General features: G+C 65.7%; 13 protein-coding genes and 1 pseudogene. 7 read left to right on the forward strand and 7 right to left on the reverse strand.

The genetic code is table 11. From position 1 onward, the window contains the following. Nucleotides 1–58: 58 nt before the first annotated feature. The 4 genes from glnA (ACX80X_RS05490) (at nt 59) to ACX80X_RS05505 (ending at nt 5454) form a co-directional block, all read left to right on the forward strand. Complete coding sequence (gene glnA / locus ACX80X_RS05490) at nt 59–1399, forward strand: type I glutamate--ammonia ligase (protein ID WP_056342417.1); 1341 nt, start codon at nt 59–61, stop codon at nt 1397–1399. Nucleotides 1400–1405: 6 nt separating this feature from the next. Beyond that, nucleotides 1406–4417 carry a bifunctional [glutamine synthetase] adenylyltransferase/[glutamine synthetase]-adenylyl-L-tyrosine phosphorylase gene (locus ACX80X_RS05495; RefSeq protein WP_459311459.1) on the forward strand — a complete coding sequence of 1004 codons (3012 nt, stop codon included), beginning with the start codon at nt 1406–1408 and terminating at the stop codon, nt 4415–4417. A 66-nt stretch (nt 4418–4483) separates the two neighbouring features. Continuing rightward, nucleotides 4484–4927, forward strand: a complete 444-nt coding sequence (locus tag ACX80X_RS05500; RefSeq protein WP_252600793.1) for a VOC family protein — start codon at nt 4484–4486, stop codon at nt 4925–4927. After that, nucleotides 4906–5454 carry a GNAT family N-acetyltransferase gene (locus ACX80X_RS05505; RefSeq protein WP_252600808.1) on the forward strand — a complete coding sequence of 183 codons (549 nt, stop codon included), beginning with the start codon at nt 4906–4908 and terminating at the stop codon, nt 5452–5454. Before ACX80X_RS05500 ends, ACX80X_RS05505 begins: the two co-directional genes overlap by 22 nt. Nucleotides 5455–5721: 267 nt before the next feature. Here ACX80X_RS05505 and glnA (ACX80X_RS05510) read toward each other — a convergent pair whose 3' ends face one another. After that, nucleotides 5722–7146 (reverse strand): type I glutamate--ammonia ligase, encoded by a 1425-nt coding sequence (gene glnA, locus ACX80X_RS05510; protein ID WP_056342177.1) that lies wholly within the window; start codon nt 7144–7146, stop codon nt 5722–5724. Between the two features lie 284 nt (nt 7147–7430). On the opposite strand from glnA (ACX80X_RS05510), the gene ACX80X_RS05515 reads away from it, so the two are divergent. After that, nucleotides 7431–7868 (forward strand): RDD family protein, encoded by a 438-nt coding sequence (locus ACX80X_RS05515; RefSeq protein WP_252600795.1) that lies wholly within the window; start codon nt 7431–7433, stop codon nt 7866–7868. 86 nt (nt 7869–7954) lie between these two features. Here ACX80X_RS05515 and ACX80X_RS05520 read toward each other — a convergent pair whose 3' ends face one another. The 4 genes and pseudogenes from ACX80X_RS05520 to lipB form a co-directional block, all read right to left on the reverse strand. After that, on the reverse strand, nt 7955–8311 hold the full coding sequence (locus ACX80X_RS05520) for a DUF3817 domain-containing protein (RefSeq protein ID WP_252600798.1): 357 nt from the start codon (nt 8309–8311) through the stop codon (nt 7955–7957). A 99-nt stretch (nt 8312–8410) separates the two neighbouring features. Next, the gene (locus ACX80X_RS05525; RefSeq protein WP_141140114.1) at nt 8411–9163 is read right to left on the reverse strand and encodes a DUF4191 domain-containing protein; all 753 of its coding nucleotides are present in this window, start codon (nt 9161–9163) and stop codon (nt 8411–8413) included. 86 nt (nt 9164–9249) lie between these two features. After that, entirely contained in the window at nt 9250–10173 is a 924-nt protein-coding gene (gene lipA / locus ACX80X_RS05530; RefSeq protein WP_459311493.1) for a lipoyl synthase, read from the reverse strand. Between the two features lie 5 nt (nt 10174–10178). Beyond that, nucleotides 10179–10844 (reverse strand): annotated as a pseudogene (lipB, locus tag ACX80X_RS05535) (lipoyl(octanoyl) transferase LipB); the annotation flags it as partial. 136 nt (nt 10845–10980) lie between these two features. On the opposite strand from lipB, the gene ACX80X_RS05540 reads away from it, so the two are divergent. Then, complete coding sequence (locus ACX80X_RS05540) at nt 10981–12867, forward strand: serine/threonine protein kinase (RefSeq protein WP_459309499.1); 1887 nt, start codon at nt 10981–10983, stop codon at nt 12865–12867. Between the two features lie 67 nt (nt 12868–12934). Here the strand turns inward: ACX80X_RS05540 and ACX80X_RS05545 are convergent, their stop codons facing one another. Further along, nucleotides 12935–13828: a TIGR01777 family oxidoreductase gene (locus tag ACX80X_RS05545; protein WP_252600156.1), complete on the reverse strand. Its 894-nt coding sequence runs from the start codon at nt 13826–13828 to the stop codon at nt 12935–12937. Between the two features lie 74 nt (nt 13829–13902). Here ACX80X_RS05545 and ACX80X_RS05550 point away from each other — a divergent pair, with 74 nt between their 5' ends. Then, complete coding sequence (locus ACX80X_RS05550; RefSeq protein ID WP_459309501.1) at nt 13903–17394, forward strand: S41 family peptidase; 3492 nt, start codon at nt 13903–13905, stop codon at nt 17392–17394. 125 nt (nt 17395–17519) lie between these two features. Here ACX80X_RS05550 and ACX80X_RS05555 read toward each other — a convergent pair whose 3' ends face one another. Then, nucleotides 17520–17948 carry an OsmC family protein gene (locus ACX80X_RS05555; protein WP_252600158.1) on the reverse strand — a complete coding sequence of 143 codons (429 nt, stop codon included), beginning with the start codon at nt 17946–17948 and terminating at the stop codon, nt 17520–17522. Nucleotides 17949–18019: the final 71 nt, after the last annotated feature.

The following is an 18019-nucleotide window of genomic DNA, read 5'->3' on the forward strand; positions in this document are numbered from 1 at the left end:
GCCGGCTGCCGCTTCCGCGGACCCGGGGCATGAACGATTGACCGGAGAAGAGGCCATCATGGACCGCCAGCAAGAGTTTGTCCTGCGCACAATCGAGGAGCGCGACGTACGGTTCGTACGTTTGTGGTTCACCGACGTCGTAGGTTCACTCAAATCGGTGGCACTTGCCCCGGCAGAGGTTGAAGGGGCGTTTGAGGAAGGGCTCGGTTTCGACGGCTCAGCCATCGAAGGCCTGGCACGCGTGTTCGAATCGGACATGCTGGCGCAGCCGGATCCGTCCACGTTCCAGATCCTGCCGTGGCGTGGCGAGACCGAACAGACCTCGCGTATGTTCTGCGACATCCTGACTCCGGACGGCGAACCGTCGGCCGCGGATCCGCGCAATGTCCTCAAGCGCACGCTGGCCAAGGCTGCGGACATGGGGTTTACGTGCTACACGCACCCGGAGATCGAGTTCTACCTCCTCAAGTCCCAGCAGCCCGGGCCCGACGGTGCTCCGGTACCCGTTGACGAGGGCGGCTACTTCGATCACGTTCCCGGCGGCGTGGCGCAGGATTTCCGCCGCACGGCCGTAACCATGCTGGAATCCGTGGGCATTTCGGTTGAGTTCAGCCACCATGAAGCCGGTCCCGGCCAGAACGAGATCGACCTGCGCTACGCGGACGCCCTGCAGACCGCGGACAACATCATGACGTTCCGCACGGTGATCAAGGAAGTGGCCCTCCAGCAGGGAACCTACGCCACGTTTATGCCCAAGCCTTTCACCGACCACCCCGGCTCCGGGATGCACACGCACTTCTCGCTGTTCGAGGGCGACACCAACGCTTTTTACGAGGCGGGCGCCGAATTCCAGCTTTCCAAGACGGCCCGCCAGTTCATCGCAGGCATCCTGAAGCACGCTCCCGAGTTCACGGCTGTGACCAACCAGTTCGTAAACTCCTACAAGAGGCTCTGGGGTGGCGGCGAAGCGCCAAGCTACCTCAGTTGGGGCCATAACAACCGTTCGGCCCTGGTCCGCGTCCCGCTGTACAAGCCCGGCAAGGGCCAGTCGGCCCGCATCGAATACCGCGGCATCGATTCGGCAGCGAACCCCTACCTTGCCTATGCCGTCCTGCTGGGGGCCGGGCTTAAGGGGATCGAAGAAGGCTACGACCTGCCCGCCGCAGCAGAGGACGACGTCTGGTCGCTGAGCTCCGCCGAGCGCCGTGCCATGGGCCACGACCCCCTGCCCGCCAGCCTTCACGATGCCATCCGGTCCATGGAGGACTCCGAACTGATGCCCCAGATCCTCGGCGAGCAGGTCTTCGAGCACTTCCTGCGCAACAAGCGTGCCGAATGGCAGGACTACCGGCTCCAGGTGACGCCCTACGAGCTGCAGCGCAACCTCGGCATTCTCTAGGCGGCGGTGAGCCTCGCACGCCGCCTCATCTCAGCCGGCTTCAGTGACCTGGAGAAGGGTGAGCGCTTCCTTGCTGCCCCGGAACTGGACGGCCTGGACCCGGACAGGATTTTCGCCGGCCTGCAAATGGCCGCCAATCCTGACACCGCACTGCAGTCACTGGTGCGGCTGATCGAAAAGCACCCCGGTCTCCGGGAGCTGGCCGCGGCCGATCCGGAGGTCAGCGAGCCGCTCTACCGGGTGCTCGGGGCTTCCGAAGCGCTGGGGGAATTCCTCATCCGGCACCCTGAGCACCTGGACGCCTTCGACGTCACGGCCAGTCCCGAGCCACTTCAGGCAGACCCGGAACACCTCCGCTCTGTCCTCCTGAAATCCGTCCTCGCGGAACCCGGGTCAGCACGGCCCGTGGCGGGAATGACCGGAGCCGACGCCTATGCCGCGCTGCGGTCGGCCTACCGCCGCGGGGTGGTGGACCTGGCGGTCAAGGACATGTGCGCTGCTGACCCGCTGGACTTTATGCCCGCCGTCGGAGCTGAACTCGCTGACCTGGCAGGGGCCGCGATCGAAGCTGCGCTGGCAGTTTCCCGTGCCGAGGCTGCCGAGCAGTTCAGCGCCGGGGAGGTGGCCGCCGTTGGACTGACCGTCATCGGGATGGGCAAATGCGGAGCGCGGGAACTGAACTATATTTCCGACGTCGACGTCATCTACGTGATCGACGCCGGCGACCTGGACGACGCCCGCGCCAGTACTATCGGCACAGCCTTGGCCACCGGTATTTCCCGGGCGATCTCCTCCGTGGCGCGTGAACCCGGCCTCTGGGAAGTGGACGCCAACCTGCGGCCGGAGGGCAAGTCCGGCCCACTGGTCCGAACCTTGGCCTCACACGAAAGCTACTACGCCCGCTGGGCAGAGAGTTGGGAATTCCAGGCGCTCCTGAAGGCGCGGACCATCGCCGGTGACAAGGACCTGGGGGAACGCTACGAAAAAGCCGTGGCCCCGTTGATCTGGAGCTCCGCGGGCCGCGAAGGGTTCGTGGAGTCCGTGCAGGCGATGCGCCGAAGGGTTACCGAGCATATCCCGGCGGCGGAGGAACAGCGGCAGATCAAACTCGGCCGCGGCGGCCTCCGGGACGTGGAGTTCACCGTGCAGCTGCTCCAGCTGGTGCACGGAAAATCCGACGAAACCATTCGGCGCAGGGATACCACCGCGGCAATAGCGGCACTCTCAGCCGGAGGCTACATCGGCAGGTCCGACGCCGCCGCCTTCGATCACGCGTACCGGTACCTTCGCCTCCTGGAACACCGCATCCAGCTGTTCCAGCTCCGGCGGACACACCTGATGCCCGTCAGCGAAGCGGCACAGCGCGCCCTCGCAAAGGCAGTGCTTAGCCCGTTCTCCAATGACAGGCCGCCGCCGGCTTCGCTGCTGGCCACCTGGCAGAAGACCAAACGCTCTGTCCGCGAACTGCACGAACGTATTTTCTACCGTCCGCTGCTTAACACCGCTGCCAAACTCAGCAGCGAGGACGCCAGACTGACGCCGGAGGCCGCCCAGGGCCGCCTCGCCGCGCTGGGCTATCGTGACCCGCGGGGCGCCATGCGGCATATCGAGGCACTCACCGCCGGTGTCAGTCGGCGGGCAGCCCTGCAACGCCAGCTGCTGCCCGTCCTGCTGGACTGGCTCGCCGAAGGTGTTGATCCCGACGCCGGACTGCTCGCGTTCCGGCGCGTCAGTGAGGCCCTTGGCACCACCCACTGGTATCTGGGCATGCTCCGGGATTCCACAGCGGCGGCTGAACGGCTATGCAACGTGCTCTCGAACTCACGCCTGATTGCGGATCTTTTGGAGGTTTCGCCGGAGTCGGTAGCCTGGCTGGGCACCAACAAAGACCTCGTCCCGCTGGGCTTCGAAGCCCAGTGGCAGGAGATCACGTCCAAAATGTCGCGCCACTCGGACCCGGAAAACGCCATCAGGCTGATCCGGCTCATTAGGCGCCGGGAGATCCTCCGGATCGCGATCGCCGATTCTGCCGGGCTTCTCAACCAGGACCAGGTGGGCGCGGCGCTGGCTGACACCGACCGGGCAGCGGTGCTGGGCGCGCTGCGCGTGGCCGAAGGCATCGTCTCTGCTGCGGGACCGCTCAAGACCGCGATATTGGTGGTGGCCATGGGCCGCCAGGGCGGCCGCGAGATCGGCTACGGCTCCGACGCCGACGTCATGTACGTGCACCGCGCGTTGCCGGGCTATACGGACGAGGAAGCGCAGGATCAGGCGGCCCGGATTGTCGCCAAAGTCTCCAGCCTGCTCACGCAGCCGCTCAAGCCGGCCATCATGGCCGAGCGGGTGCTGCAGATGGACGCGGATCTGCGGCCCGAGGGCAAAAACGGGGCCATGGTCCGCTCCCTCGATTCGTTCGCCGAATATTACCGCCGGTGGTCGTTGATCTGGGAAGCGCAGGCGCTGCTGCGGGCCCGGCCCATGGCGGGCGACGATGCCCTGGCCGAGGACTTCCTGGCCCTCATCGACCCCATCAGATACCCGGAGTCGATTTCGGAGCAGGACGTCCGGGAGGTTCGCAGGGTCAAAGCGCGGGTGGAAGCGGAGCGGTTGCCGCGCGGGGCGGATCCGGCACGCCACGTGAAGCTTGGCCGCGGAGGACTGAGCGACGTCGAGTGGCTGGTGCAGCTCCTTCAGCTCCAGCACGCGGCCAAGCACCCGGAACTGCGGACCACGTCCACGGTGGAGGCCCTGGAAGCGGCGGCTTCACTGGACCTGCTCAGCGGGCCTGACGCGAAGCTGCTGGCCGACGCGTGGCGGCTCGCCAGCCGGATCCGGTCCGCCAACGTCATCTGGAGCGGCAGGGCGTCGGACACGCTGCCGTCCGCCCGCGGGGACCTTGAGGCGGTGGCCCGCTGGTGCGGCTACGAACCTGGCAACGCGGCCGCCCTGGAAGAGGACTACCTCCGCCTGAGCCGGCGGGCCCGGGCGGTGTTCGAGAAGGCCTTCTACGGCCATTAGCGGCTGCCTGGGGTTCTCCCGGAAGGCAGCAGACAGCTGCCGCGGTGCGGTGCTAGGTTGGGGGCCATGGCTACGCAAATCTACCTGAACCTGCCCGTGAAGGATCTGAAGCGGTCCGTCGATTTCTTCACCGCCCTTGGCTTCTCCTTTAACCCGGACTACACCGATGAAAACGCGACGTGCATGATCATCAACGACAACGCGTTTGTGATGCTCCTCGTGGAGGGTTTCTTCAAAACGTTCACCTCCCGGGCCGTGGCCGATGCCACCAGTTCCACCGAGGCCATCACGGCGTTTTCGGTGGACAGCAAGGAAGCCGTGGACGAAACGGTACGCAAGGCGCTGGCCGCCGGCGGCACCCCGTCCCAGGAAGTCCAGGACTACGGCTTTATGTACAACCACAGTTTCCAGGACCCGGACGGCCACCTGTGGGAAGTTATGTGGATGGACCCTGCCGGCCCATCGGCCGAGGGCGGGGCTCCCGCCGGATCCGACGGACAGCCGACCTGAAAACCCGGGTTGATTCCGTCTGGCTCATTGCCCTGGATGACCTCAGTGCGGATGCGCTTGCCATCCAGCTGGGAGAGGTGGCAAACATTGAGCTGGGTCCAGGACAAAGCAGCTTCGTTGGTGACCCGCTCCGCATGGTCCTGGCGGGACTGGAGGAGGATTCGCGGTTCCCTTATGTCGTGGAGGCCGCGGGCTACGCTGTGGGCGTGCTGACCCTCCAGTCCGGCGCCGCGTGCCTGGCCGGCTGGCCGGACGAGGATTCGGCCTGGCTGTTGCGCGGTTTCCTGATCGACAGGCGCCACCAGGGGCAAGGCCTCGGGCCGCTGGCGGCAACGTCCGCGGTGGAGGCGGCCGCGAAACTGACCGCCAGGCGCGGAACCCACGAGGCCGGCGTCGTGCTTTCCGTCAACGAAGCCAATCCGGCCGGGTTGTCCGCGTACAGGACCGCCGGCTTTGTGGATCAGGGGCAGTACCTGGCCGGCAGTTCCGGACCGCAACGGATCATGTACCGGAGCTTCACGGGATAATTCGTCCAGACACGGCGGCCGGGCATTGCCTCCGGCTCCACATTGATCGATCATGTGGATTGGCGGTGTTCTTCAAACCTTGTTGGGGGGAAGGCTGGAAAAGTCTTCGTCTCGGGGAGCACATGTCAGGGGGCTGGCTTCTGGTCTCAGCACGTCTGGAGTCAGCCCCCACCTTAAGGACAAAAAAGTCCGCCCGGCCTCCAGCGTTGACGCTGGCAGCCCGGGCGGACTTTTTGGCGGACTGAACGGGTTCAGCCGCGGATCTGGCTAGACGCCGTAGTAGAGCTCGAACTCGTACGGGTTCGGGCGCAGGGACAGCGGGCGGATCTCGTACTCGTACTTGTACTCGATCCAGGTGTCGATCAGGTCCTGGGTGAACACGCCACCGGCCTGGAGGAACTCGTTGTCCTCGCGCAGGGCCTCCAGTGCCTCTTCCAGCGAGCCCGGAGCCTTCGGGATGTCCTTGGCTTCCTCGGCGGGCAGCTCGTAGAGGTCCTTGTCGATCGGAGCCGGCGGTTCGATGCGGTTGCGGATGCCGTCAATGCCGGCCATCAGCTGGGCAGCGAAGGCCAGGTACGGGTTGGACGAGGGGTCCGGAGCGCGGAACTCGATGCGCTTGGCCTTGGGGTTGGAACCCGTGATGGGGATACGGATACCGGCGGAGCGGTTGCCCTGCGAGTACACCATGTTGACCGGAGCTTCGAAGCCCTTGACCAGGCGGCGGTAGGAGTTCACCGTCGGGTTGGTGAAGGCGAGGACGGACGAGGAGTGCTTCAGCAGGCCGCCGATGTACCAGCGGGCCATGTCGGACAGGCCGGCGTAGCCCTTTTCGTCGTAGAACAGCGGCTCGCCGTTGGTCCACAGCGACTGGTGGCAGTGCATGCCCGAACCGTTGTCGCCAAAGACCGGCTTCGGCATGAAGGTCACGGACTTGCCCCAGGCGTCGGCCGTGTTCTTGACGACGTACTTGAACTTCTGCAGGTCGTCTGCGGCGTGGGTCAGGGTGGTGAACTTGTAATTGATTTCAGCCTGGCCGGCGGAGCCTACCTCGTGGTGGCTGCGCTCGACCTCGAGGCCGGCCTCATCCAGGGCGATGCACATGGCGTCGCGGAGGTCAGCCTGCTTGTCGGTGGGGGAAACCGGGAAGTAGCCGCCCTTGATGGGGGTCTTGTAGCCGAGGTTTCCGCCGTCTTCTTCGCGGCCGGTGTTCCAGTGTGCTTCTTCGGAGTCGATCTTGTAGAAGCTGCCCTCGGGGGAGGACTGGTACTGGACGTTGTCGAAGACGAAGAATTCGGCTTCCGGAGCGAAGAACGCGGTGTCGGCGATGCCCGTGGAGGCGAGGTAGGCCTCAGCCTTTTCGGCCACGCCGCGGGGGTCGCGGTGGTAGGGGTCTCCGGTGCGGGGGTTCACGATGGAGAAGTTCAGCGCAAGGGTCTTCTCCATGCGGAAGGTGTCCAGGAATGCGGTGGTGACGTCCGGGATCAGCTGCATGTCGGATTCGGCGATGCCCTGGAATCCGCGGATGGAGGAACCATCGAAGAGCTGGCCGTTGACGAAGAAATCCGCGTCGACGCTCTTTGCCGGCACGTTGAAGTGCTGCTGCACACCCGGGAGATCGGTGAAGCGGATATCGACGAATTTAATATCTTCGTCCTTGATGAACTTGAGGACTTCGTCCGCAGTCTTGAACATCTATGCTCCTTACGCATATGTAATATCTGGCTGGCAAGCCAACTGATCCAGCGCAATCCGAAGGGCAGGGAAACCAAGTTTCCCTGCTTGGGAGGTATTGCTTGAAACTGCTATCAGCCTATGGACACGTCATTTCCCGTCAGTGTCCACATTGTTTCGGGCAGGTTACAGAATGCCCGGTTCAGGTTACAGAATTGTCCTGATCAGGTAACGCTATCCGGTGTCCGTAGTGTGGTCCAACGGTTTCCACTCTGTGGTCGGCGGTGAGTCGGTAAGCTTGGACGGTGGTAGATCGCAATGACATTGGCTCCTGGCTCAGCGGACCGGACACGTCCGGCATCTCAAGGTACCCGGGGGAGCGCCTGGGATTGCCCGAATCCGGTTCCGGCTCCATCGCCAGGGCGGGCAGGCGCATCCTCGCCATCGTCCTTGACTGGGGGATTGCCCTGCTGATCAGCAATTTTGCCTTCGGCGGTGACTCCTGGGCCACATTGGCGATTTTCGCCGCGGAACAGATGCTGCTTGTGGGCACGCTCGGTTACAGCATCGGCCACCGAGTGGCCGGGATCCAGGTGCTGCGACTGGGCGGCGGGCCCGCGGGTCCAATGGCTGCCGTGGTGAGGTCAGTGCTGCTGTGCCTGGTGATTCCCGCCGTAATTTTCGATCCGGACCAGCGGGGACTGCACGACAAGGCGATGAATACCATCCTCGTGCGGCGCTAGCAGTAATCAGGAACCCGGCCGTGCCGGTTCGCCGGCACCTGACGGCCCCGAACACCTGACAGCCCCGAATAGAGGGCAGTGCGCCGTCAGACCCCCGCTGTTTCTTTTGTCCCGGCAGGAACGGCCGTGCCTGGCGTCAGGTAGCCGCGCTTTCCGGCCCAGCGTTCGAACGCGACAGTGGCGAACGGGAACACCGCCGACAGTCCCGCGAACAGGGCCACAACGAAGGGCCACCGCTGGAGACGCCACAGGGCGAGGGCGGCGATGCCGTAGCCCACAAACAGCGCACCATGGATGGGGCCGGCGATCTCCACACCCAGTTCGGTGGTCTTGGCGACCCACTTGAAGTACATGCCAGCCAGCAGGGCAGCCCAGCTGAAGGCTTCGGCAACAGCCAGGACGCGGAAGGCCCGGATAACAAGGGTTCTAACGGGAATGGTCATGTTGCTACTTCCAATCAATGTGCCCGCCTGTTCGGCGGCGTCCGGCAGACAAAAACCGCCCTGGTTCCGGCAAGCCGGAACCAGGGCGGTTCAAGGGTCTTAGCGTCCGCGGTTGGGGCGCGCTTTGTAGGGGTCGATTCCCTTGGGAATCGGGAGGCGGTTGCCCAGCGAGGAAATGCGCTTGGATACCGCATTCACCTCAAGCTTGGTCAGTTCATTCTTCAGCTTGCCCATTTTCTTGGCTACCTGGCTGATGGGAACCTGGCCCTCGCCGCGGCCGCTTTCGATCATGTGGACCGTGACGTTCGGGAGGATGCGCGCAAGGCGCTTACGCTCGGCGTCGAGCATTGGCTTGACGCGGATGGTGGGGCCTTCGCTGACGAGGACGACGCCGGGACGGCCGACGGCGCGGAACACGGCGTCCTGCGTGCGCGGGTTTACGGCGACCGGCTGGTCCTCGGTGATCCAGCCGCGCTTAAGCGTGCCCAGTGCCGCGCCTGAGGCTCCGGGCTGGTTCTCGATCTGGGCGAATGCGGCACGTTCGGCGCGACGCGAAAGGATCAGGGTGGCGCCGAGGAGGCCCAACGGAATACCGATGAGCAGGCCGGTGATCCAGTTTTCCAGCCAAAAACCCACCAGGAAGCTGACAGCCACAACACCCAGGAACACCAGCAGCATCAGCCACGGGACCATGGGGTCATGGCGGCGGGTCATGTTAAAGACTTCGCCGATCTGCTTGAGCCGGCTGGGCTTCTTGACCTTTGCTTCTTTTGGCTTGCGCGAGAAGAGGCCACGCTTCGGGGCGTCAGAGGCCGCCGGAGTGCTGTTACTGGAATCAGGGGAGTTCGCCATAGTTCCTCAATTCTACGTGATTTATGCCTGAGGGCCGGACGCCGGAGAATGTCCGGCGCCGGCCCTCAGGGATACCAAACTACGGCTTAGGAATGGGCGGCCAGCAGTGAGCTTGCTTCCTGGCGGGTGCTGCCGGAGGACTCGATGTGGGCGAGTTCGGCGGGGATTTCCCAGCCCTTCTTGCGCATCGCGGTGGCCCAGAGCCGGCCGGCCCGGTAGGAGGAACGGACCAGCGGCCCGCTCATGACCCCGAGGAAGCCGATCTCATTGGCCTCGTCCTGGAGGTCCACGAACTCCTGCGGCTTGACCCACCGGTCCACCGGCAGGTGCCGTTCGGAGGGGCGCAGGTATTGGGTGATGGTGATCAGGTCACACCCGGCCTCGTGCAGGTCTTTGAGGGCTTCGGAGATTTCCTCGCGGGTCTCGCCCATACCCAGGATCAGGTTGGACTTGGTCACCATCCCCAGCTTGCGGCCCTGGGTGATGACATCCAGGGACCGGTCATACCGGAACGCGGGCCGGATCCGCTTGAAAATCCGCGGCACGGTCTCGACGTTGTGCGCGAAGACCTCCGGCTTCGAATCACAGATCGCCGCGATGTGCTCGGGCTTGCCGGAGAAGTCCGGGATCAGCAGCTCGACGCCGGTGCCCGGGTTCAGCTCGTGGATCTTCCGGACCGTCTCGGCATACAGCCACACCCCCTCATCGGCCAGGTCATCCCGGGCCACCCCGGTGACCGTGGCGTAGCGCAGCTGCATGGCCAGGACCGAGCGGGCCACCTTCGTGGGCTCGAACACGTCCACCGGGGACGGCTTGCCCGTGTCGATCTGGCAGAAATCACAGCGCCGGGTGCATTCGGACCCGCCGATCAGGAACGTGGCTTCCTTGTCTTCCCAGCACTCAAAAATGTTCGGGCAGCCGGCCTCCTCACACACCGTGTGCAGGCCTTCCTTCTTGACCAGGTTCTTGAGCTGGACATACTCCGGACCCATCTGGACCTTCGCCTTGATCCACNCAGGAGTGCTCCCTCAGGGCTTGAAACGAGTGCTTCTTCGTGCTTGCGAAATTCTTCCACGAACCGGTCCGCGATATCGCTCGGGGCTATGTTCCTGCCGGTTTCGATGGACATTGTGGTGACGCTGGCGTCGGTGATGCCACAGGCGATGATCTGGGCATAAGGCGCCAGATCATTGTTGCAGTTAATGGCGACGCCGTGCATTGTGGCCCCGTCCAGGACGCGGATGCCGATTGCTGCAATCTTCCGGTCCGGGCCCTTGCTGTCAGCCGTGATCCACACGCCGGCGCGTCCCTTGATGCGCTCTGCGTTGATGCCATAGTCAGCCATAACCGCGATCATGACGGCTTCGAGCCGTTCAACGTAGTCTCGGATGCCGGACCGGTTCTTCAGCTTGAGGATCGGATACGCGATCAGCTGGCCGGGGCCATGCCAGGTCAGCTTTCCGCCGCGGTCCACCGCAACGACGGGCGTACCGTCCAACGGGCGTTCGTGCTCTTCCGTGAGCTTGCCCGCTGTATAGACGGCGGCATGTTCAAGGATGAGGACAGTGTTGGGCGCTTCGGCTGTGACGACCTTGCTGTGGATCCCGCGCTGCAGATCCCAGCCGCGCGTGTAGTCAACGAAGTCCGGGGCGAGACCCACCTGTGAAAACTCAAGAGTCATGCCGTCAAGCTTAGACCCCGATCCGTGAGGGGTCCGGTTATAGTGTCGGACCTCTCATATCTCTGACGGATCCAGCGATGCCCATGGCCTGTGGATAACTTCTGCAGGCATTCCCGGATTCCGCTAGACATAAGTCATGGATGATTTCACTGCCCCGGTGGTTCCCGGCTTCCTGGTGGGCCGCGTGTTGGGCCGCGGCGGAAGTTCAACGGTGTGGCTGGTTACCGAAGCAAGGTCCGGCCGCGAGTTTGCGCTGAAATGCCTCGGTGCAGGGCACGGCGGTGCGACCGGTCCCGGCGAAGGCAGGGAAAGCGGGGCCGACGCCGAGGAGGCCATCCGCCGTGAAATCCGCATTCTTTCTGTCCTTGACCACCAGCACCTCATCAAAGCCCACGACGCCCTCCGTCTTCGCGAGCCGGCCGGATCAGCAGTTACGGCCGTAGGGACAATAGGGCTGCTGCTGGATTACGCGCCCGGCGGTTCCCTCGGAGAGCTGGTCGGAAGCAGGGCCAAGCTCACCATCGGGGAGACGGTCACCGTGCTCACCCCTATTGCCCAGGTACTTGGCTACCTGCACGGCCAGGGGTTCACCCACGGTGACGTATCGCCCGGGAACGTCCTCTTTACAGGCCATGGCAAGCCAATGCTGTCCGACGTCGGGATCGCCAGGATGGTGGGTGATGTTTCGGCAGTGCCGGACCATGGCACCCCGGGGTTCATGGATCCGGCACCGGTGGACGCCGTGAGGGCGGGGCTGCAGCCGGAACGCGACGTTTACTCGGTGGCGGCGCTGGGGTGGTATTGCCTCACGGGCCAGCCGCCACGCCGTACCGCCGACCGTCTGCCTCTTTCCCTCCTGCTCCCTGACGTTCCAGTCGAGCTGGCCGCGGCCCTGGAGGCTGGTCTTAATGAGGACCGGCGGCTCCGGCCCACGGCTGTTGAGCTGGCGACGGCGGTCTACCGCAGTGCCCCACCGTTGCCGGTGGACCTCGCCTCCTCCGTCCACGCCACGGTTATCCCGCAGCTCCTGACGCGGCGCCCCGTCCCGGAACATCCCGGCGGTGCGCTCTGGAATGGTCTCCGGACCTGGCGGCGCAGGATCTCGACGTCGCGTTGGTCCGGGCTGGTGGGGGTGCGGCAGGTCCTTCCGTTCCCGGCTGGGGAGAAAGCGGAGATGCCCGTGGTGCGCGCACCGGAGCCCCGCGCACCAGAGGCCAGCGCACCTGAGGCCAGCGCACCAGCGGCCGGCCGCGTCGACGCAATGGTCCAGGCTGTCGACGGGGAAAAGCCGGCGCCGCGCGGCAGGCATGCCGTGAAACCTGTCCCGAAGGGTCACGAACCCAACGCCGGTGCGAGGCGTCGGACGGTGGCGTCGTCGAAATCGGTGGACCCCGGCCCGTCCCGGCGCCGTGGGCGCTCAGGGATAGCCGGGCACAATCGAGGCACCATGCTGTTGGCGGTGGGAGCGGGTGCGATCCTGGCAGGCGCTATCTGGGCCGCCGGCGTCTTTGGGCCGGATGGGCCGTGGGGGGCGCCAGCTTGGCCAGAGACGGTGGCGGAGAGTGCGGATGCCGGAGGGGTGGACCCAGTGTTCGCCGCCGCAGGAGTCCCGGCCGACGCCGCGGCCCAGCTGGACTCGGCGGACCCGCTCGAAGCAGTCCGGGGATTGGCCGCCGTGAGGTCCCTGGCCTTCAGTTCCGGCCGGCTGGAGCTGCTGGATCTGGTTAATGCCCCGGGATCGGCGGCCTCTGCCGCGGATGCAGGCCTTAAGGCCGAGCTCCAGGAGTCAGGCCACGTCCTGGCCGGATTCACGAGTTCCGTAGCGGATCTGCAGGTCCAGCCCGGCGGTCCCTCCGGCCAGGTTGTTGTCAGTGTCACGTCAGCCACGTCGCCCTATGAGGAAAGGGACGCTTCCGGAGCGATCGTGGCGGCCGGCGCCCCTGCAGCCGTCCAGAACCTCCGGCTGGTGCTGGTCTCCGTTGACGGCCGCTGGCGGATCACGGACGTCCTTCCCGGCACCTGACTGGTTGCCTCAGCACGTTGGCTCAGCACGTTGGCTCAGCCTGTTGGCTCAGCCCATTGACTCAGGCTCAGTGTTTGCCGGCCACCCAGGCAGCGGCCTGGGCCAGTGACGGGTGCTGCCACTGGAAGCCGGCTGCTTCCAGGGCCGCCGGTTCCATCCGCTGGCTGGAAAGGATGAGTTCATCGGCCAACTTCCACATGACCAGGCGCAGGGCAGGCGAAGGTACGCGGAAAAATGCCGGCCGATGCAGCGCGGATGCCAGTGCGCCGGTCAAGGCGTTAACGTCGGCGTTTTCGGGGGCGCAGACATTGACCGGGCCGTGGAGCCCGGAGTCGGCGAGGAACAGAAATGCTGCGGCGACGTCCGGAAGCGTGATCCACGGCCAGTACTGCCTGCCGTTGCCGAGTGGACCACCGAGCCCGAGGCGAAGCAGCGGCAGAAGCCGGCCCAGTGCGCCGCCTGCAGGGCTGAGGACAACACCCGTCCGGGGAGTGATAACACGGACGCCTGACGGGGCCTCGTGCGCGGCTGCTTCCCACTCACGGCAGATCCGCGCCATAATGCCCTTGCCGTTCGGCGAGTTCTCGCGAAGAACGGCAGTACCCCGGTCACCGTAATAGTTGGAGCCCGACTGGCTGACGAAGACCTGCGGCGGCTGCTCCAGCTTCGCCATCGCCGCTACCAGTGTGCGCGTCGGGTCCAACCGCGAGGTCAACAGCTCGTCGATCCGGCGTCTGGTCCAGGGTCTGTCCCCGATTCCGGCACCGGAGAGGTTGACCACTGCGTCGGCGCCGGCCAGCGCCGCCGGATCCAGGCGGCGCGCTGCGGGGTCCCAGCGGATTTCGGCCGCGGACGTGGGCTCGCGTCGGACGAGGGTGGTCACGTCATGGCCGGCCTCTCGCAGCGTTGCGGACAAATGGGTCCCGATCAGCCCTGAGGCCCCGGCAATGACGATGTGCATGATCCATCTCACCACGGCCCGCACGCCGTCGGTACCTCCCCGGGACCGTACCGGGAGTTGACTATGCTCGAACGATGACTTCTTCGAGCTACTTCCGGTTTCCGCATGTTCACGGCGATCTGGTCACGTTTGTGGCAGAGGACGACGTGTGGATCGCGCCGCTCAGCGGCGGCCGCGCCTGGCGGGTTTCGTCACTGCAGCTGCCTGCCCGCAATCCGCGTTTTACGCCTGACGGCAAACGGCTGGTCTGGACTGTCGTCCAGGGAACCGCCCCGGAAGTGGTCTCGGCGGAGGTGGACGGCGGTGGCTACCGGCAACTGACGTATTTCGGCCACGCCACAACCAGGGTCAAAGGCTTCACGGCAGCCGGCGACGCAGTAGTGACCAGCGCGTTCCGCCAGGCTGAAAGCCGGCACACCTACGCTTACAGCGTCCCGGTCGACGGCGGGTCGGCTGAGGAGCTCCCCTTCGGACCCGTCGAATCCGTGGCCTTTGGTCCGGAAGTGGGGGACGAGCGGCCGGTTGTCCTGGCCAGTGTGCTCTCCCGTGAACCGGCCTGGTGGAAGCGGTACCGCGGCGGCACAGCGGGCAAGCTCTGGATTGACGCCGACGGAAACGGGGAGTTCGAGCGCCTGGTTGCCCACCTCGACGGAAACCTCGCAGATCCGATGTGGGTGGACGGGCGCATCGCGTTCCTGTCAGACCACGAGGGTTACGGAAACCTGTACTCGGTGCTGCCCGGCGGCGGCGATCTTCGACGGCACACCGACCACGAGGACTTCTACGTCCGGCACGCGTCCACCGACGGTGGGCGGATCATCTTCGAATCTGCCGGTGAGCTCTGGATCCTGCACGATCTGTCCTCTGCCGCGGTACGGCTGGACATCTCGCTGGGTTCCGCGTCGCAATCGCGTCGCCCGGGCCTGTTGAAAACCTCCAAACATTTGGGCACGGTGATGCCGGATGACAGCGGCTCCGCCAGCGCAGTGGAGGCCCATGGCACCCTTCACTGGCTCCGTCACCAGGACGGCCCCTCCCGTATCGTCGAGGCCACGCCGGGTGTCCGGGCACGGCTCCCCAGGCCGCTCGACGGCGGCCGCCTCGCTTACGTCGCCGATCACGACGGCGTGGAGGCGATCTACATCAAGGAGATTGCCGCGCAGGTTCCCGACACCGTGGTCCCTGCCGTTACGGCAGCCCCGGCTGCCGTAACCGCTGCAGCCGCTCGGGACCAGGAAGCGCCACTGCCGCGCCCGGTTCCCGCGGCAGCATCGTCCGCACCGGTGACTGCCGACGTCGTTGTTCCGGTGCCTGATGACTCCCGGGCCGATGACTCCCCGGCCGACGCCGCCCACGGCCCGTCGGAAGCCGACGTCGACGCAGGACGGGCCGGCCTGCCGACCCGCATCGCCTTCCCGAAGCCGTCACGCGCCAGCGCCCTGGAAGTTAGCCCCGATGGCCGGTGGCTTGCGGTGGGTACCTCCTTCGGGGATGTCTATGTGGCGGACACAGCCACCGGCGAGCTTTCCCTCGTCACCAGCATCGGCGAGGGCAGCATCGCGGAACTCGCGTGGTCGCCTGACTCCCAGTGGCTTGCCTGGTCCGAACCTGTCACCTCGTTCGGTTCCCGGAGCCGGCTCCGGCTGGCCAATGCCGCGGACCCGGCGGGCGGCATCGTCGAGGTCACTGACGGCCGTTTCTGCGACGGGTCCCCAAGCTTCACGCCGGACGGTAAGTTCCTGGCCTTCCTGTCCAACCGCAGCTTTGATCCGGTGTACGACGGGCACTCGTTCGACCTGTCCTTCCCCAGCCCCATCAAGCCGTACCTGGTGGCACTGGCCGCCACGACGCCGTCGCCGTTTGGCCCCGCCGTTGACCTGTCCCCTGCCGCACACACGGACAGCGCGGATACCACGGACGCAGACACCGCGGCAGGTCCCGCGGTCCGCGTGGATCCGGCCGGGCTGGCCCACCGTGTCATCGGCGTTCCGGTGCCCCAGGGCAACTACACGTCACTCACGTCAACGGAGGGTGCACTGCTATGGCTGGACTGGGCCCTGGCAGGCGTCACCGGCGACGGCAAAGCCAGCCAGGAAGACAAGGACGCCCGCCCCAGCCTGGTCCGGTTCGACCTTGCCCGCCGTAAGTCCGCCACGCTGGTGGAAGCCCTGGACAGCTACCGGCTCTCCGGCGATGGCAAGAAAGTAGTGCTGGTCAACGACAAGCAGGTCAGTGTGATTCCTTCTGCTGCCAAAGCCGATGAGGAATCCGGCCAGCTGGTCAAGGTGGACCTGGGCCGCATCCGCGTGATGATGGACCCCCTCAGCGTCTGGGGCCAGGCGTTCGACGAAGCCTGGCGCCTGCAGCGCGACTTCTTCTGGGCAGAAGATATGGCAGGACAGGATTGGGAGTCGATCCACAAGCGGTACCGTCCGATCGTTGACCGGTTGGGGTCCCACGACGACCTGGTGGACCTGCTCTGGGAGCTCCACGGCGAGCTGGGCACCTCGCACGCCTACGTCCGGCCCGCAGCCGTCACGGAAAACGGCAGCAACGGCCAGGGACGGCTTGGCGCAGACTTCACGTTCACACCCGCGGGCTGGGAGATCACCCGCATCCTGGCCGGCGAGTCCTCGGACCCGCTGGCCACCTCGCCGCTGACCCGGCCCGGCGCTGCCGCCATGGCCGGGGACGTAGTACTGGCTATCGACGGTGTGCCGCTGTCCGCCACGGTGAGCCCCGCGATGCAGCTGGTGGGCGCCGCCGGACGGGCTGTGGAGCTGACATTACGCAACGGAGCCGGGCATGGAGTCGAGGCAGGGGAGCAGCGGAGGATCGCTGTGATCCCGGTCAAGGACGAGGAGCGACTGCGCTACCAGGAATGGGTGGCCGCGAACCGCGGGATCGTCCGGGAGGCCTCCGGCGGCCGCTACGGGTACCTGCATATCCCGGACATGATGGCCAACGGCTGGGCGCAGCTGCACCGCGACCTGGACACCGAAACTGCCCTGGACGGACTCATCGTGGATGTCCGCCGGAACCGTGGCGGACACACGTCCCAGCTGGTGGCGGAGCTGATTGGCCGGAAGGTCACCGGCTGGAGTATGCCCCGCGGCGAACGTCCGCGGACCTACCCGCACCACGCGCCGCGGGGTCCGGTGATCATCCTCGCCGATGAATTTGCCGGGTCCGACGGCGACATCATCACCCAGGTCTCCAAACTGCGGGGGATCGGCCCGGTGATCGGCACGCGCACGTGGGGCGGTGTGGTGGGGATCGACAACAGGTTCTCCCTGGCCGACGGTACCGGCGTGACCCAGCCGCGGTACGCCACCTGGTTCGGTGGCGGCGTGGGCTGGTCCGTGGAAAACTACGGCGTGGATCCCGACATCGAAGTGCTCTACCCGCCGCACGCCTATGCCGCCGGCAGGGACCCCCAGCTGGAATACGGGATCGGTGCGCTCAAGGAAATGATCCAGGAACTGCCCACGGACAGGCCCCCGGTCCGCGAAGGCTACCGGCGCCTGAAGCCTGCACCGCTGCCGTCCCGCCGGCACGGCGAATAGGGCCGGCCCGGTAGCAACAGAACAAAGCAGGCCCCGCTCCTCCCGGATAGTCCGGGCGGGGCAGGGCCTGCTCTGTCTCAGGAGCCTTCAGCGTTCATAGCGAACGCGGCAGCGGCCTGGCTGGATCAGGACTGAAGGGTAGCGGCCAGGGTGATGTCGATGCTGGCCAGCGCGCCGGAAACCGGGCACCCAACCTTGGCTTCGCCGGCGATCTTCTGGAATTCCTCTTCGGAAATGCCGGGAATCTTTGCGGACACCGTCAGGTGGCTGCCGGTGATGCCGGTGCCGGGAACGAAGGTCACGTCGGCTTTGGTGTTGACTTCTTCCGGAGCATGTCCGGCCTGGGCGAGCATATTGCTGAACGCCATCGAGAAACAGCTCGCGTGCGCTGCGGCGATCAGCTCTTCCGGGCTGGTCTTGCCCTCGGCCGCTTCGGTGCGGGCCTTCCAGGTAACCTCAAATGTGCCCAGGCCGGAGCTGTCCAGCGTGGTCTGACCCGACCCTGTCATCAGGTCGCCGTTCCATACTGTGTGCGCGGTGCGTGTTGCTGCCATGTCCACTCCTCAAAGTCGGTTCGAACCGGGACCGGCCGTTGCCTGGCCCCGCCGGTTCCAATCCTAGGGAT

It is taken from the genome of Pseudarthrobacter sp. MDT3-1 (genome assembly GCF_054510755.1).